Here is a 15241-nt window from a genome sequence, read left to right as displayed (position 1 = left end):
TCAGGTCCGGCCTCCCGCGCGGCAGTCACGCTCCGCAGTCAGCGGCACGGCCAGCGAGGACCCCTCCCCGCCTAAATTCGAAGACCCGGATACACGAGGTGTCCCACCAAATAGCATTCCGCACCCTAGGAGATGCCATGGCACAATCAGCGGAGCACGACTTCCTATCAGCTACGGCGCTGCACATCATGGAGAGCGCCGCCAAATCAGGACTGTTCGGTTACACGGAAGGAAAGCGCAAGTTATTTGACTTCTCGTGCGACCTTAAGAAGGACTGGTCAAAGGTAGTTTCCGGACAAACCCTGTGGAAGCATGGCGGGGATGGAATAGACAAGGACGTCAGGACACTCCTCAACGAGAAAGATATTGCTGCCGCCGTCTACATTGCACGCCACGAGAGCCGGAACCGCGCTCGCTTCGCCGAGGTAACCCAGTCCTACCTTGACACTCCCATGCGGGATCGCCTATCCCGCTTGCGCGTCTTCTGGGTGCCGGCGGACTTTGACGCAGACGACGAGGAAGCCCGAGCGTCTACCTACAGCTTCTTACGGGAGGAGATCGCGAAGGATCTCCTCATGCAGGTTGCCCTGGGAGGGCTCACTCCTCAGGATGTGACCCGTTTCGCTTCCTCAAAGCGCCCCGGCGTACCCATTGCTCTCCTATCGCACGTCAAAGAGCACGGTTATCGAAACAACCGAGCAACGGCTGAAGCGCTGAACGTTAGCCTCGCAACTCTCCGATACGAGGTGGACCGACTGTTCATCATCGGCTTCCTAGGAAGCGAGAGCCTACAAGGCGGCATATATCACGTAACGGACAGCGGAAACGCCATGCTCGACATAAGCTCACGTCTCCGGGACTACCTTCACGGGAACCTTGGCGATGGAAACGAGAACGAGGAATTCGAGCACATATGCAGACTACTCGGAATCCATTACCTCTCGATACCCAGCACGACTCCGCTGCTAGGCAAGGAAACTGAGATTGACATACAAAGCCCGACAGCTCTTCTGTTGCAGCATGTAGCTCAAGCCGACACAGACGGCTCCGTCGACTGGCCCGAGCCCTACTTCGAGTTACCCTCGCTCTCAGAAATCTCCGCCTCGAAGTGAGTCTGAGCGCGATCAAGCGCCGTATCAGCGTCGCACCCATGAGCCCTGAGCCAATGGAGCACATCCGCAATCAGGTCGACCGCTGCGTGCTCCGCTGCAACCACGGCTAGGACTCCGCCAGTTGCCGACTGCGCCAAACTCGCCCCACCACCCGGGTACTCGATCAGCAGCGCCTCGACCCGGGTGACGCGAGGTCCTCCGCAAGGCCCATCAGCGGAGGACAATCCAGTCGCCAGCTCACACCAGGTCACCTTCTTCTCCGGCGTGAGCTGGACACCCCATTGGACAGCGACCGCGTCGATGAGGGCGATCCCACGGCCAGCTTCGGAACCGGCGCCGGCGGCAACGAGTACGGGCAAGGCCCGGGCATCGGGATCGTGCACCTCGATCCTCAATCGGGTGTCGCTCATAGAGACAGCAAGCGTCGCCGGAGTCCCAGCGCCAACATGTGTGATGACGTTGGCCACGAGTTCGCTCACGCAGAGTTGGGCATCGTCGATGACGTCGTACAAGCCCCAAAGCCCCAAGTGGAGGCGCATGACACGACGGAGCGCGGCTACCTCTTCAGGCCGAGCGATGAAGGGAAGATCCCAGGGCTTCCTCAGCACACCCGCCATGCAACCCATCCGTCAACTCCTCCTGCTCTGCGCGCAGTTGCATCGTGCGACTGCCAACACACTTAGAGTTGCATTGGAACTCTCAAAATGGAACTCTCATTGCGAGCATGTGAGAGCGCACGTCGACTCCGCGCGCCCCCGGCGCACACCACTTTGCTGTCCTGCTCAGGCAGCCAGGACGATCTGAGGGATCGACGAGAAGGGCCGAAGACATGGCAGTTGGACCGACCACCCGTAGGCGTCAGCTGGGCGCTGACCTCCGGCGCCTTCGGGAGGCCAAAGGGCTGACCCTTGAAGAGGCAGGAGCACGGGTCGGTATCTCGAAGGCAACTCTCAGTCGGTATGAGACGAAAGAGGGCACGGTCAAGTGGCCTGCCGTGGACGCCCTTTGCCGTGAGTACGGCGCCTCGGACGAGGAGCGCCTGGCCCTCATCGAGCTCGCCAAAGGGTCCAAGATCCAGGGCTGGTGGCGTTCACTCGCAGACCCAATCCCCGAGTCCATGAACCTCATGCTCACGCTTGAGGACGAAGTGGTACGCGAGGACCACTACGCCTGCATGTACGTCCCCGGACTGCTCCAGACGCGTGCCTACGCCGAGGCTGTTCACCGCGCCTCAGAAGTGCAGTGCCCGGAACGGGAAGTCCAGCACATGGTCGATATTCGTATGAAGCGGCAAGAGTTGCTTGAGCGCGAGGAGCCACCGCACATCTGGTGCGTCATCGATGAGGCAGCGCTCCGCCGCAGGGTGGGAGGCGCCGATGTCATGCGAGAGCAGCTCCGGCAGCTCCTGACCATGTCTGAACGCCGACACGTCACCGTGCAGATTCTGCCGTTCTCAAAGGGAGCGCACGCAGCAGCGGTTGGCAGCTTCGCTGTGCTACGCGGTCCGTCCCGGGAACTGGACGTGGTGTACGTCGATCTGCTCGGGGGCGGTCTCTTCATGGAGAAGCCGAAAGAACTGGATCGCTATAGATTGGCGTTCGAGTATCTCAGTGCACAGGCACTCGATCTGGAGTCCTCGGCGGACATCATCCATCGCATAAGCAAGGAGCTCTGATGACGGCGCCCTCGACGCACCAGTGGTTCAAGTCCTCCTACAGCGGCGGCAGTGGGACCGAGTGCGTGGAGTGCGCGCACATGGGAGATAGCACACTCGTACGTGACTCCAAGCGGGACGGTGGGTCCGTTGTGACAGTCCGGACACAGGCATGGCGTGCCTTTATACGAGCACTTGGAGCATCGCCGACGCTCGAAGAGGCGCGGTGGGCGACGCCGGTCCAGAGCTGCCAGTAGCTGACGGACTACCGCCGCGTTCGACGACGCCATCACCGCCTGGCGCGAGTTCCGGCCTGGGTTTGACCTCCACGCGGAGCGAGAGAAGCTGGCTACCGTGGGGGCGGAGAAGTTCGGCCATGACCACCACGCTCGATAAACACCCTAGGTAACAGCCCCCCGCCGCCGCCCCCGTCCTGCAGTCGTCCCCCCAACGCGCAATGTCGGCGGCGAGATCAGGGGGCCGGGGCGCAGCGTCACCGGCCGGCGGCCAGGCTTCGCGCGGGACCCGCCACATCACCTCGAAGTCGTTGCCGTCCGGGTCCTTGACGTAGTGGACTTCGACATCCCGTGGTCGGACGCTCCGCCCAGCGCCCCGTGCTCGGTGAGCCGTCGTGCCGTTTCGGCGAGTTCGCCGAGTGAGCCGACTTCCCAGGCGAGGTGGTAGAGCCCGACCCCGCCCTGCTGCGGTCCCGGCGCCTGCGGGCCGAGTGCGAACAGGCCGAGGTCGTGGTCGTGGGCGCTGCCCGGGGCGCGTAGGAAGGCGGCCCTGCCGGGGATCTGGTAGCCGACGTCTGGCTCCGCGTTGGCGGCGGGCGTCGGATGATCGGAGCTGGCTGTCGCGCTCCTTGCGGACGCACAGGACCTAGTTACGGACGAGCAGGACAACACCGGCCGTCACGGCACCCAGGACGAGCGCAGCGATGCCGTACGCGGCCCGGTGAGTGCGCAGGACGGGCAGGAAGCGGTCGGCGGCGAAGCGGCCGGGGCCGGCCAAGGCGAGGGCGGCGGCGCCGGCGGCCACCAGGATGTCGAGCTCCATGCCCCCGTCCTGGTCCAACATGAAGAAGCCGCCGGCCGAGTTCACGGCCATGGCGTTGAGCATCGTCCCGAAGACCGCGGCCCCGGCCAGCGGAGTGAGCAGGCCGAGGGCCAGGCCGAGCCCGCCCAGGGTCTCGGTGAGGCCGGCGACGAGGGCCATGGTATTGGCGGCCGGGTAGCCGCTCATCTGGAAGAACTGGCCGGTGCCCTCGATGCCGCCGCCCCCGAACCAGCCGAACAGCTTCTGCGTGCCGTGCCCGACCAGGAGGAACCCCAGCGCGAGGCGCAGGACGAGCAGCCCCAGGTCGTGATTCGTCGAGGCGTTCGTTCCGGCGGCGGAGGAGGAGTTACGGGACGTGGCGACGGAGGTGTCGAGGAGGGAGGTCATGGGGTCTGGCCTTCCGATAGTCGTTCCGATAGTCGTTTGAGCGTTTACTTGGAGCCGTTTACTTGAAGCTTCAAGTGAGTGCCACGACTCTAACCGATGCTCCAAATCTTTAACAAGTCCATACCTTGGGCGCCCCCTGGCGACAGGCGTGGGCCCCTCCCCGTATGACAGAACCGCGCGACGGCGAGACGGTGGAGGCATGCGGGAACTGGTGATCGTCGAGGCGCCGTCCGTGCTCGGGCTGTGGCCGTCCGGGGTGGAGGGACTGCCGGAGGCGCTGCGCGCGGCCGGGCTGCATGACCGTTCCGGGGCGGGGTGGGGCGGGCGGGTCGAGGCGCCCGCGTACGACCCGGCGCGGGACGGCGACACCGGAGTGCTCAATCCCGTCGGTATCGCGCAGCACTCCGTGCGGCTGGCCGATACCGTCGGTGGCCTCCTCGACGGTGGGCGTTTTCCTCTGGTCCTCGGCGGAGACTGCAGCATCCTGCTCGGCAACCTGCTGGCGCTGCGCCGGCGCGGTCGGTACGGGCTGCTGTTCCTCGACGGGCACACCGACTTCTACCAGCCGTCGGCCGAGCCGAACGGTGAAGTCGCCTCGATGGAACTCGCGTTGGCCACCGGTCGCGGGCCCCGGCAGCTCGCCGACCTTGAGGGGCGCAGGCTGCTGGTGCGGGACGAGGACGTCGTCGCCCTCGGGTTCCGGGACGCCGGTGAGTCCGCCGAGGCCGGGATGCAGCCGTTGCCGGACGGGCTCCACGCGGTCGACCTGGACGGCGTGCGCGCGGTCGGGGCTGCCGCTGCGGCGCAGAGGGAGATCGGCCGGCTCAACGGGGGCGGGTGTGCCGGGTACTGGGTGCATCTCGACGTAGATGTCCTCGACGACGCGGTCATGCCGGCCGTCGACTACCGGCAGCCCGGCGGGCTGTCGTGGGCCGAGTTGGAGGGCGTGCTGCGGGTCGCGCTGGGCGATGCGCGAGCCGTCGGGTTCGATGTCACGATCTTCAATCCCCGCCTCGATGCGGACGGTTCGATCGCGGCCCGGCTGACCGAATGTCTGCTTCGGGGGTTGTCCGCACGGGACGGGGCGGGGGACACCGAGTCCGAGCCATAGTTCCAGCCGGTACGGGGACGGGCGGCTGGTGCCCCAACTCCAGTGCCCCAGCTGTCGTCCACCGCGCGGCCGCGACGCCGTGACCGGTGAGTGGCCCGGATGGCCCGGATGGCCCGGATGGCCCGGATGGCCCGGATGGCCCGGATGGCCCGTGACACCCATACAGTGCTCGTCGCCCGGACACGGGACGCGATCACCGGCACGAGGAGGCGCTGCGGATCGCGCGGGAGGCGGGTGCCCGGCCGGGCCGCCCATCGGCACCGAGGTCGGCGACTACGAGTCGACCACCTTCCGGATCGATCCCGGCACGGTGCTGCTGCTCTACACCGACGGTCTCGTGGAGCAGCGCGACACCGGCATCGACGACGCGGTGCGGGCGCTCACCGGGATGGCGTTGCCGGCCGACGGACCGCCGGAGAATCTGCTCGACATCGTGCTGACCCGGCTGACGAACGGGATGTGCGAGGACGGCATCGCGCTGCTCGCCGCCCGCCGGTGGACCGGTCTGACCGGCGCCGGTCAGTCCGGTCCACCAGTTGCGGTAGGCCTCAAGGGCGTCCCTTCCACGGGTCCGCGCGGCGGGCCAGTGAGCGGGCCTGGGTGCGCAGGGAGGGGGGCAGGCGGCCGATGAGGGTGCGGGCCGTACGGCGGACCTCGGGGAAGGTGGTGGTGCGCAGGATGATGCGGTGCGGGAGGGCCGTGTTGCCCGCGGGGCCCACGGCCAGGCGGAATTGGGCCTCGCGCACGGTCCAGGTCGGGATGACCAGGCGGGCCGGAGTGCCGACGGTCACCGGGGGCAGTTGGGGGTGCGGTGTGGGCCGGGTGAGGCGGGTACGGCGGCCCACGCCCAGGAGTTGGGTGTAGGCGAAGATCTGGTGCGTGCCGGGCGGCATCGGGCGGCCGCCGGCCAGGGTCAGGGGGTCGATGACGGTCGTACCGGAGACGACCACCTGGTGGCGGCTGTTGCCGAGGGAGCGGGTGCGGGGGGTCAGGTCGGTGTCGGGGAACCACCACTGGTTGCGGGCGGTGTCGTGGACGAGGAGTTCTCCGCGGGCGAGATTGAGCGGGTCGGGGACCTCCCAGTACTGGGCGCCCTTGATGCCGTCGAGCAGGTCGGGGTCCAGGAGCAGGCGGCCGTCGAGTTCGTGGAGGGTGAGGGGTTTGCCACCGGGGCGGAGCATGGTGGTGGTCGTGGTGACGTGGAGCCGGCCGTCGTGCCAGCGCATGGCGTCGATGGTGGTGCGGGCCTTGATGTGCCGGACGCGGCGGGCCAGTTCGACCAGGGAGTCGAGGTTGCCGTCCTCCAGCAGGGTGCCGCGCAGGCGGCTGATCGCGGGCAGGCCGTCGCGCACGCCGGGCGGGAAGCATTCGAGGGCCATGTCGCGTACGAGCGTGTAGTACCGGTCGAGGGCCTTGCCGGTGCGCTGCAGGACGCGGGGCTCGCTGACCGGGCGGAGGAGTTCCACGCGGTAGGAGCGGCGCAGCAGTTGGTCCTGGTACGGGCCCGGCTCCGTGCCCTCCTTGATGGCGTCGACCACGGCCCGCAGGTGGCCGTAGTAGATCTCGGGGGTGGTCGCGCTGGCGCTGGTGTTGCCGCCCTCCTCGCGGCGGTTCCAGACGTAGCAGGGGTAGTCGCCGAGGATGGAGACCGTCTTGGCGCGGACGTAGGCGCGGGCCATGAACAGCTGGTCCTCCAGGCGCACCCGGCCCTCGGGGAACTCGATGCCGTGGTCGAGGAGGAAGCGGCGGCGGAACATCTTGTGCGGGGTCAGGCTCTCGAAGAGAGGCGTGTCGGCGGCGGTGCAGCGCTCGACGGTGCGCCGGAAGAGGACGCTGGGGCCCTGCATGGTGCCGGTCACCTTGCCGAGCACGATGTCGGAGCCGTTGCGGGCGGCGAGGCGGTGGAGGCGTTCGAGCGCCTCGGGGGTGAGTTCGTCGTCCTGGTCGACGAACTGGACGTACTCGCCGCGGGCCGCACGCACGCCGACGTTGCGGGGCTTGCCCGGCCAGCCGGAGTTCTCCTGGTGGATGACCCGGACGTGCGGGTGCCGGGCGGCGAGGGCGTCGAGGCGCCCGGGGGTGTCGTCGGTCGAGCCGTCGTCGACGTAGAGGATCTCGTACGCGTCTCTGCCGAGGCTCTGGTTGAGGAGGGAAGGTGAGCATCGGTCGATGTAGGGGCCCGCGTTGTAGACGGGCACCACAATACTGACTTTGAGCATCCTTACCCCCGATGGTGGATTCTCGGACAGGGTGACTGTTTTCGGTTTCTTTGCTGTCCGTTTCCACGCTATTGGAGGTTTGGTGGTGAAGCGAGCATTCCGGGGACTTCATGGGTTATGTGGCCGTGAATGGGGCCGTCTGGCGTAAATGGGGATTACGGGTCTGGTGACGCCAGGAAGTCGGCGATCGCCTCGTGCAGGAGGGCCGGTTGGTCCAGGTGGACGTCGTGGGCCGCGTGCGGGACGAGCGTGTGGTGGGTGTCCGGGCGGAGGGCCAGCATGCGGGTGGCGTCCGCGTCCGGGACGGTGCCGTGTTCGCCGCGGACGAGGAGGGTGGGGCAGGTCGTGCGTGACCACTGCGGCCAGTAGGTGGTGGTGGCCAGTTCCGCGACGGAATCGACGATCGTGGTGCGGTCGAACGCCGGGTACCAGCCGTCGCGGCGATTCTCCAAGGTTCTCGTCCAGGCCTCGTGGCCCAGGAACGCCCGCGCCTGAGCGAGTGACGCGAAGGGCGTCGGCCAGCTGTCCAGCCAGGCCGCGATCTCGGCGGGGAGACCGGGGTTGGGGCCGCCGGCGCCCGCCTCGACGAGGATCAGGGCGCCGGCCAGGTCCGGGTGGGCCGCCGCCAGCAGCATGGCCGTGTGGCCGCCCAGGGACTGGCCGATCAGGGTCACGGGGGCCAGGGAGAGTTCATCGACCAGGGCTACGGCGTCCCGGACATGGGCCGCGCGGGTGGTGTCCGCGGGGCGGAGGGTGCTGGCGCCGTGGCCGCGGGCGTCGTACGTCACCACGCGGTGGCCGTCCGCGAGGAACAGGGGGATCAGGGCGTCCCACTCGCCCTGGTGGCCGGCGAGGCCGTGCAGGAGGAGGAGCGGTGGGGCGAGGGTGGCGCGCGGCCCCGGCGGCGTGTGGTCGCGGTAGGCGATGCGGGTGCCGTCAGGGGCGGTCAGCAGGCCCTCGCGTCCTGGTGCGGTGGTCAACTGGCCCCTGCCTTCCGGTGTTCCGCCTCGGTCCGGGTCAGCTTCCCGTCCGGCGACCGCCACCGCCGGCGTTTCCGCGCGGGCGGCGGGCGGTGGCCGGTCACGGGTGTCGTACGGCGTGTCGTACGGGACTCAGTGAGGCGCCGTACGGAACTCAGTGGGGGGCCGTACGGGCGTCACGGCGCCGGGCTCAGGTCCGCCCGGCCGAACAACAGGGCGTAGCCCGGCGGAAGCCGGTCCAGGATGCGGGTGACCAGGTCGTCGCCGATCAGGGGCGGCAGGACGCTCAGGACCGAGCTGACGTCCCAGCGGGCCGTCGCGGGGGTCGCCCCCTCGATGCGGGCCGCGACCGAGTCGACGAACTCGGGTGCCGTGAGGCTGCGGGTCGCCGGGATCTGGGCGGCGATCACCCGGGCCGCCTGTTCGGGGAGGGCGCGGGCGAGGTCGACGCGTTCGTCGCCGACCACATGGCCGCCGAGGGTGGACAGGACGATACGGGTGACGCGCTCCGCCTCCGCTCTCGTCGGGTACTGGCCCGACTCCCGCACCGCTTCGAGCAGCTCGGTCCAGCGGCCACCGTCCTCACCGGTCCGCCCCCGGCCGTGCGGCTCCCCGGGAATCGGGCGGCTGGGGATCACGGTCCGCGCGGGCGCCACCGTCGTCCCGCTCTTCGCGGCACTCGTCGTACTCATCTGCGGGCTCCTCCTCAGGTCCGGTGCACCGCCAGGGCGGGCGGGCACGGGTGAACGCGTCCCGCGGCGGGAGGCCGCGGGACGCTCCTCGGGGTTCTGTCAGCTCCTCAGCTGCTTACGGCTGTCGCCGCCGCTGATCTGGATGCGGCGCGGCTTGGCCTGCTCGGCCACCGGGACGCGCAGGGTCAGGACGCCGGCGTCGTACGAGGCGTCGATGCGGTCCGTGTCCAGCGTGTCGCCCAGGAAGAGCTGGCGCGTGAAGGTGCCGGTGGGGCGTTCGGAGACCACCATCTCCGCACCCTCGGGGGCCGGCGACCTGCGCTCGCCACGGACGTTCAGGACGTTGCGTTCGACATCCAGCTCGATCGTCTCGGGGTCGACACCGGGAAGGTCGAAGTGGACCAGGAAGTCGTCCCCGGAACGGTAGGCGTCCATCGCCATCACGCTGGCCGTCGAACGGCTCGCATCACTGGCCATGCACCCACCGAGACCGAGAGGTCACAACCCTACTCGTGAGGGCTGCAGAAGGGATGGTCCTCTAATGAGCATCACTGTTCACTCCTCTCTTCAGGCGCTCTCCGTGCGATGCCCCTACGGCTCTCTTCTCTTATATAACCTCGGGGAGAAAACTTGACAAGCCCCGACTCAGGTCCGGCAACACCCCAACAGGTGTGTCACGCCTGGTGGGTCAGTACGTTCACCACCCGCCCGCTCGGGTCCCGTGCAAAGAAGCGCCGTACGCCCCACTCCTCGTCCCGCAGCTCCCGTACGATCTCCGCGCCCGACGCCACCACCTGCGCGTACACGGCGTCCACGTCCTCAACCTCCACGCTCAGGTCGGGGACGACGGGCCCCGTGCGCTCCTCGGTGAAGAAGCTGATCTGGGCGGTGGGGTTGGCGGGGGACGCCAGGGTCGCCACCCAGCCCATGTCCATCACCTCCTCGAGTCCGAGCAGGCCGTAGAAGTCCCGGCCGGCTCTCATCTGCTCCTCGGATCCGGCCTGGATGTTGGGGACGATCCTGCGGATGGTCATCTCGTACGGCTCCTCACAGGCGGCAAGCGCGGTCGGTTCGGTCGACGAGTACGGGCGTCGGTTTCTGTTATCGGCGGCCACACTCTCACGTCTCCCGTGCGTCCCCCAGCCGCGACGATGAGGAACGCGCACGTGAACGTGACACCGCACATCAGCCGCCGGAGCATGCTGGAGGCCACGGGCACGGCAGTCGGGGCCGCCGCCATCGGTGCGACGCGGCCCTCGCCCCGACCCCCGCCGGTGCGGCGGGCGCCGCCACCTTCGCCCATCCGGGGCTGCTGCACACCCGTGCCGACCTGGACCGTATGGCCGCCAAGGTGAAGGCGGGCGCCGCGCCCTACACCGCGGGCTACGCCAAGCTCACCGCCAACCGCCATGCGCAGAGCGGCTGGTCGGCCAACCCGCAGGCCGCCGTGTACCGGGGCTCCGGCTTCCCGCAGAACTACCGGGCCCTGTACAACGACGTTCACGCCGCCTACCAGAACGCCCTGCGCTACCACGTCGGCGGCGACACCGCGCATGCCGACACCGCCGTCGCCATCCTCAACGCCTGGTCGGGCAAGCTGAGCCGGCTGGAAGGCAGCGCCGACCGGTTCCTGGCCGCCGGGCTGTACGGCTACCAGTTCGCCAACGCCGCCGAACTCGTCCGCGACCACGGCGACTTCGACCTCGACCGCTTCCAGAAGATGCTGCTGGACGTCTTCCCCCCGTTGAGCGAGAGCTTCCTGGCCGACCACAACGGCGCCGTCGTCACCAACTACTGGCCCAACTGGGACCTCTGCGCCCTCGCCTGCGTCATGGCCACCGGCATCTTCTGCGACGACCGGGCGCAGGCCGACCAGGCCGTGGAGTACTTCGAGAACGGCGACGGGATGGGGTCGGTCGAGCACGCCATTCCGGTCATGCACGACGACGGGCTCGCCGAGTGGGTGGAGGCCGGGCGCGACCAGGGACATGCGCTGCTCGGGGTCGGGCTGATGGGCACGGTGTGCGAGATGGCCTGGAACCAGGGGATCGACCTGTACGGCTACGCCGACAGCCGCTTCCTCAAGGGGGCACAGTACGTGGCCAAGTGGAGCCTGGGCGGTGATGTGCCGTACACCCCGAACACGCGGGAGAAGGGGGCGGTCCACGGCTGGTCGGGGCAGGAGACGGCGGCTGAGGTCGCGTCCGCCGATCCGGCGATGACGCGGCCGATCTGGGCCATGATCGCCAACCACTACACCAAGCGGCGGGGGTTGTCCGCGTCGTATCTCACGCGGGCGGCGGCCAAGGCCGCGCCCGAGGGTGGGGGCGGGAACTACGGGCCCAACAGTGGGGGGTACGACCAGCTCGGGTTCGGGACGTTGGCTTATACGCGGGATCGGGTGGCCGGTGGTGCGGGGGCTGCGGGAGGTGCCGGTGCGACGCCGGGGGCCGAGCCGAGTGCGTCGGCTTCCGGGGGCGGTGCGGGTGGGTCCGAGCCCCGGCCGCAGGGGGCGGCGGCCACGCAGTCGGCGGCGGCCTCGACTGCCGTGGGGAGTGATCTTGCTGCGACCGGGTCCGAGGAGGCCGTCGGGTGGGCTGCGGCCGCCGGGGTTACGGCCGTGGCGGGTGGGCTGCTGATGCTGCGGCGGCGGGGGCGCGGTACGCAGTAGGCGCCGGGCGCTGCGTGGACGCCGCCGGCTGGGCCGTGCCTGCCAGGCGCCCGGCGTTGCGGTGGGCCGGGGGGTGGGTGCGCTCACCCGCGCCGGCGGGTGCCGCTGCGCCCACCCGTGCCCGCAAGGACCCTTAAGTGACCTGGCCGGACCGCGCTACGCCCCCAGCCCCCGCGCCACCGTATGGATCAGCAACCCGGCCAGCGACCCCACCACCGTGCCGTTGATCCGGATGAACTGCAGGTCACGCCCGATGTGCGCCTCGATCTTCCGCGTCGTGTGCTCGGCGTCCCAGCTCGCCACGGTGTCGGTGATGAGGGAGGTGATCTCCTTGCGGTAGGTCGTGACAACGTGCACCGCCGCGCCCTCGACCCAGCTGTCGACCTTGCCCTGCACCTTGGGCTCGGTGGCCATCCGGGCGCCCAGCGACAGCAGCGAGGCCCGTACCCGCAGGCGCAGTTCGCTGCGCTCGTCCTCCGCTGCGGAGACGATCATGGATCGTACGGCGGTCCAGGCGGAGGCGATCAGGTCCTGGACCTCGCCGCGGCCCAGCACCTCGCCCTTGAGCCGCTCCACGCGCGCGCGGGTGTCCGTGTCGGACTGGAGGTCGGAGGCGAAGTCGGTGAGGAAGCGGTCGAGGGCGCCGCGCGCGGGGTGGGCGGGCATGTCGCGCATCTCGGTGACGAAGCGCAGCAGTTCACGGTAGACGCGCTCGCCGACCTTGCGGTCCACGAACCGGGGGGTCCAGCCGGGCGCCCCGCCCTGCACGGCGTCCATCACGTCGTCGCCGTGCAGCACCAGCCAGTCGTGCGCGCGGGTGACGACGAGGTCGACGACCCGCTTGTGGCCGCCGTCGGCGACGACCTTCTCCAGCATCTTGCCGATGCCGGGCGCGATCTCCTGGGCGTCGGCGCGCCGCGTGATGGCCTCGCCGACCACCGCCTGCACGTCGGAGTCGCGCAGCACGGTGAGCGCACCCCGCAGAGCCGTCGCCAGCTCGGCCGTGACCCGGTCGGCGTTCTCCGGTACCGCGAGCCAGGCGCCGAGGCGGCTGCCTATGCCCACGGCGCGCAGCCGCTGTCGTACGACGGCCTCGGAGAGGAAGTTCTCGCCGACGAACTCGCCGAGGGAGACGCCGAGCTGGTCCTTCTTGTTGGGGATGATCGCGGTGTGCGGGATGGGGATGCCGAGGGGATGGCGGAAGAGGGCGGTGACCGCGAACCAGTCGGCGAGCGCGCCGACCATGCCGGCCTCGGCGGCCGCCGCTACATAGCCCGCCCACGCACCGGCGCCGGCGTGGGAGGCCCACTCGGCAAGGACGTACACCAGCGCCACGAACAACAGCAGGCCGGTCGCGGTGAGTTTCATCCGCCGTACCCCGCGGCGTTTCTCCTCATCCGCCGGGCTGAACGTGGTCATCGCGCGGTTCGTGGCGGCATCGGGGCGGGCCTGCTGCACCCCGGGGCCGCCCGTACCCGTTTCTGCCGCTTTGGTCGGTTCCATCAGCTCCACCCGTTCGGTGATCCCGCACACATTGTCCCTTGCTGACCGACTCCCGGAACGAATCAGGAGTTCCCGGCGTCTGTCCGGTCGGGGGAACACCACGGAGTCCTGCCGGACTCACCCGGGCCCGTGACGCATCATGGGCTCATCAGATCGGAGCCTCGGGCTCCCATCGCCCGAGGAGAACAGCACAGCATGACCCGGGGTCGTGACGGGGTCGGGGGGCCCGCTGCGGAGCAGCACGTGTCAGCGGACCACAGCGAGCAGCAGCACGGATCGGCAGACCACACCCGGCAGCGCGGACCGTCGGCCCGTACGAGGCAGCGGGCCCTCCTCGCCGCGGTCCTGGCGGCGATCGTGGTCTTCTCCACCGCCATCTACGTCGGGGTCGCCTCCGACGACGGCAGGAACAGCCGCAGCGCCCTGTCCGAGGGCCGGATCCAGCGCAACTCCGCCGCGCCCGCCTCCACCGGCACCTGGGTCGGCGCCTGGTCCGCGTCCCCTGCCGGGGGCGAGCCCGGCACCGAGATCACCGGCATGGCGGGCCGCTCGGTGCGCAACGTCGTGCACGCCAACGTGGGCGGCACCAGCGCCCGCGTCACGCTGTCCAACCTGCACGGCCAGTCCCCGCTGACCATCACGCACGCCTCGATCGCCCTCGCCGCCGGCAGCGACACGCCGGCCGCCGAAGCGGAGACGATGCGGCGGCTCACCTTCGACGGCGGCCCCACGGCCGTCATCCCGCCCGGACAGCAGATCCTCAGCGACGCCGTACGCATCGCCGTCCCGCACGACAGCGACGTGCTGATCACCACCTACTCCCCCGCGGGCTCGGGCCCGGTCACCTACCACCCGCACGCCCGCCAGATGTCGTACGTCGCGCAGGGCGACCGCACCGAGGACGTGAGCCCGGCCGCGTACACCGAGCGGGCCGAGGCCTGGCGCTATCTGACCGCGCTGGACGTGCTCAGCCGCGAGTCCGACGGCACGGTCGTCGTCTTCGGCGACTCGCTCACCGACGGCAACCGCTCCACCGTGGGCGCCAACGCCCGCTGGACCGACGTCCTCGCCGACCGGCTGCGCGGCGCGATCGAGTCCGGCCGGGACGTGCCCCGCTACAGCGTCGTCAACCAGGGCATCAGCGGCAACCGGATCCTCTCCGACGGCCGGGGCCTCCCCCACGCTCGAATTCGCTCGCGCGGGGGCACCCCCGTCGCCGACAACCCCAGCGGCCTGAGCCGCTTCCCCCGGGACGTCCTGGACCGTGCGAACGTCAAGGTCGTCGTCATCGCCCTCGGCGTCAACGACATCCTGCGCACCCCGAGCATCACCGGCCCCGACCGCATCCTCACCGGCCTGCGCACCCTCGTCGACCAGGCCCACGCCCGCGGCCTGAAGGTCGTTGGCGCCACCCTGATGCCCTTCCACGGCCGCCGCGGCTACACCGACGTCCGCGAGTCCGTACGGCAGCGGATCAACGCCGAGATCCGCGCGGGCCGCGTCTTCGACGCGGTGGCCGACTTCGACAAGGCTCTGCGCGACCCGTACGCCCCCCGCCGCCTGCGCGCCGACCACGACTCGGGCGACCATCTCCACCCCAGCGACAAGGGCTACGCACAGATGGCGAACTCCTTCGGCCTGGACACTCTGAAAGGGGCGGCACCGGCAGAGCTGTAGGGGGCACGGCCAGCCGCAACGCCGCTCAGCGCCGATCCAGCTGGGCGTGCCGGGCGTCGCGACGGGGCGAACGTTGCCTGTCGGGGCACTAGTCCCAATGCCGTGTAGTTAGGGCTTGCCGGGAAACAAGCCGTGGCTTCGGGCCTTGGTCCTCGTTGTTGTGGTATGGGGAGACC

General features: G+C 69.5%; 14 protein-coding genes and 2 pseudogenes. 7 read left to right on the top strand and 9 right to left on the bottom strand.

Annotation, left to right across the window (positions count from 1 at the left end; genetic code table 11):
• Positions 1–137 precede the first annotated feature (137 nt).
• Positions 138–1112: a hypothetical protein gene (locus tag H8R17_RS41710; protein WP_187828406.1), complete on the top strand. Its 975-nt coding sequence runs from the start codon at positions 138–140 to the stop codon at positions 1110–1112.
• Here H8R17_RS41710 and H8R17_RS41705 read toward each other — a convergent pair.
• Positions 1067–1738: an ATP-binding protein gene (locus tag H8R17_RS41705; protein ID WP_187828405.1), complete on the bottom strand. Its 672-nt coding sequence runs from the start codon at positions 1736–1738 to the stop codon at positions 1067–1069. The two genes, H8R17_RS41710 and H8R17_RS41705, sit on opposite strands and share 46 nt — an antisense overlap.
• Positions 1739–1941: 203 nt before the next feature.
• Here H8R17_RS41705 and H8R17_RS41700 point away from each other — a divergent pair, with 203 nt between their 5' ends.
• Complete coding sequence (locus H8R17_RS41700; protein WP_187828404.1) at positions 1942–2787, top strand: helix-turn-helix transcriptional regulator; 846 nt, start codon at positions 1942–1944, stop codon at positions 2785–2787.
• Positions 2787–3023 (top strand): DUF397 domain-containing protein, encoded by a 237-nt coding sequence (locus tag H8R17_RS41695; RefSeq protein WP_187828403.1) that lies wholly within the window; start codon positions 2787–2789, stop codon positions 3021–3023. Before H8R17_RS41700 ends, H8R17_RS41695 begins: the two co-directional genes overlap by 1 nt.
• Before the next feature lie 157 nt (positions 3024–3180).
• On the opposite strand, the pseudogene H8R17_RS48125 reads toward H8R17_RS41695, so the two are convergent.
• Together H8R17_RS48125 and H8R17_RS41690 are read right to left on the bottom strand one after the other, a co-directional pair.
• Positions 3181–3575 (bottom strand): annotated as a pseudogene (locus tag H8R17_RS48125) (VOC family protein); the annotation flags it as partial.
• Between the two features lie 73 nt (positions 3576–3648).
• A complete protein-coding gene (locus H8R17_RS41690) occupies positions 3649–4212 on the bottom strand; it encodes a DoxX family membrane protein (protein ID WP_187828402.1) in 564 nt (187 codons plus the stop codon).
• 199 nt (positions 4213–4411) lie between these two features.
• Here H8R17_RS41690 and H8R17_RS41685 point away from each other — a divergent pair, with 199 nt between their 5' ends.
• Positions 4412–5323 (top strand): arginase family protein, encoded by a 912-nt coding sequence (locus H8R17_RS41685; RefSeq protein WP_187828401.1) that lies wholly within the window; start codon positions 4412–4414, stop codon positions 5321–5323.
• A 151-nt stretch (positions 5324–5474) separates the two neighbouring features.
• Positions 5475–5954: a SpoIIE family protein phosphatase gene (locus H8R17_RS41680; protein WP_187828400.1), complete on the top strand. Its 480-nt coding sequence runs from the start codon at positions 5475–5477 to the stop codon at positions 5952–5954.
• On the opposite strand, the gene H8R17_RS41675 is transcribed toward H8R17_RS41680, so the two are convergent.
• The 5 genes from H8R17_RS41675 to H8R17_RS41655 all read right to left on the bottom strand — a co-directional run bounded on the left by H8R17_RS41675 (position 5872) and on the right by H8R17_RS41655 (position 10248).
• Positions 5872–7542 carry a glycosyltransferase family 2 protein gene (locus tag H8R17_RS41675; RefSeq protein WP_187828399.1) on the bottom strand — a complete coding sequence of 557 codons (1671 nt, stop codon included), beginning with the start codon at positions 7540–7542 and terminating at the stop codon, positions 5872–5874. The genes H8R17_RS41680 and H8R17_RS41675 overlap by 83 nt on opposite strands.
• 155 nt (positions 7543–7697) lie before the next feature.
• Positions 7698–8522 (bottom strand): alpha/beta fold hydrolase, encoded by an 825-nt coding sequence (locus tag H8R17_RS41670; RefSeq protein ID WP_187828398.1) that lies wholly within the window; start codon positions 8520–8522, stop codon positions 7698–7700.
• A gap of 176 nt (positions 8523–8698) precedes the next feature.
• Positions 8699–9214: a DUF2267 domain-containing protein gene (locus tag H8R17_RS41665; RefSeq protein WP_187828397.1), complete on the bottom strand. Its 516-nt coding sequence runs from the start codon at positions 9212–9214 to the stop codon at positions 8699–8701.
• Positions 9215–9313: 99 nt separating this feature from the next.
• A complete protein-coding gene (locus tag H8R17_RS41660) occupies positions 9314–9691 on the bottom strand; it encodes an Hsp20/alpha crystallin family protein (protein ID WP_262505927.1) in 378 nt (125 codons plus the stop codon).
• A gap of 197 nt (positions 9692–9888) precedes the next feature.
• Positions 9889–10248 carry a VOC family protein gene (locus H8R17_RS41655; RefSeq protein WP_187828396.1) on the bottom strand — a complete coding sequence of 120 codons (360 nt, stop codon included), beginning with the start codon at positions 10246–10248 and terminating at the stop codon, positions 9889–9891.
• A gap of 165 nt (positions 10249–10413) precedes the next feature.
• Between H8R17_RS41655 and H8R17_RS41650 the strand changes: the two are divergent.
• Positions 10414–11885: pseudogene (locus H8R17_RS41650) on the top strand (alginate lyase family protein).
• A gap of 156 nt (positions 11886–12041) precedes the next feature.
• On the opposite strand, the gene H8R17_RS41645 reads toward H8R17_RS41650, so the two are convergent.
• Entirely contained in the window at positions 12042–13388 is a 1347-nt protein-coding gene (locus H8R17_RS41645; RefSeq protein ID WP_223126083.1) for a DUF445 domain-containing protein, read from the bottom strand.
• 195 nt (positions 13389–13583) lie between these two features.
• On the opposite strand from H8R17_RS41645, the gene H8R17_RS41640 reads away from it, so the two are divergent.
• Positions 13584–15065, top strand: coding sequence for an SGNH/GDSL hydrolase family protein (locus H8R17_RS41640; protein WP_187828394.1), 1482 nt, complete (start codon positions 13584–13586; stop codon positions 15063–15065).
• Positions 15066–15241 lie beyond the last annotated feature (176 nt).

It is taken from the genome of Streptomyces sp. TRM68367 (assembly GCF_014495685.1).
Lineage (GTDB): Bacteria > Actinomycetota > Actinomycetes > Streptomycetales > Streptomycetaceae > Streptomyces.
Note: the sequence above shows the minus strand (reverse complement) of the source record. Positions and strands in the feature narration are given on the sequence as shown.

Coding starts and splice junctions, on each gene's coding strand:
- H8R17_RS41695 (WP_187828403.1), top strand. CDS start 2,787: ATGACGGCGCCCTCGACGCACCAGTGGTTCAAGTCCTCCTACAGCGGC.
- H8R17_RS41640 (WP_187828394.1), top strand. CDS start 13,584: ATGACCCGGGGTCGTGACGGGGTCGGGGGGCCCGCTGCGGAGCAGCAC.
- H8R17_RS41705 (WP_187828405.1), bottom strand. CDS start 1,738: ATGGGTTGCATGGCGGGTGTGCTGAGGAAGCCCTGGGATCTTCCCTTC.
- H8R17_RS41690 (WP_187828402.1), bottom strand. CDS start 4,212: ATGACCTCCCTCCTCGACACCTCCGTCGCCACGTCCCGTAACTCCTCC.
- H8R17_RS41685 (WP_187828401.1), top strand. CDS start 4,412: ATGCGGGAACTGGTGATCGTCGAGGCGCCGTCCGTGCTCGGGCTGTGG.
- H8R17_RS41700 (WP_187828404.1), top strand. CDS start 1,942: ATGGCAGTTGGACCGACCACCCGTAGGCGTCAGCTGGGCGCTGACCTC.
- H8R17_RS41660 (WP_262505927.1), bottom strand. CDS start 9,691: ATGGCCAGTGATGCGAGCCGTTCGACGGCCAGCGTGATGGCGATGGAC.
- H8R17_RS41665 (WP_187828397.1), bottom strand. CDS start 9,214: ATGAGTACGACGAGTGCCGCGAAGAGCGGGACGACGGTGGCGCCCGCG.
- H8R17_RS41645 (WP_223126083.1), bottom strand. CDS start 13,388: ATGGAACCGACCAAAGCGGCAGAAACGGGTACGGGCGGCCCCGGGGTG.
- H8R17_RS41675 (WP_187828399.1), bottom strand. CDS start 7,542: ATGCTCAAAGTCAGTATTGTGGTGCCCGTCTACAACGCGGGCCCCTAC.
- H8R17_RS41710 (WP_187828406.1), top strand. CDS start 138: ATGGCACAATCAGCGGAGCACGACTTCCTATCAGCTACGGCGCTGCAC.
- H8R17_RS41655 (WP_187828396.1), bottom strand. CDS start 10,248: ATGACCATCCGCAGGATCGTCCCCAACATCCAGGCCGGATCCGAGGAG.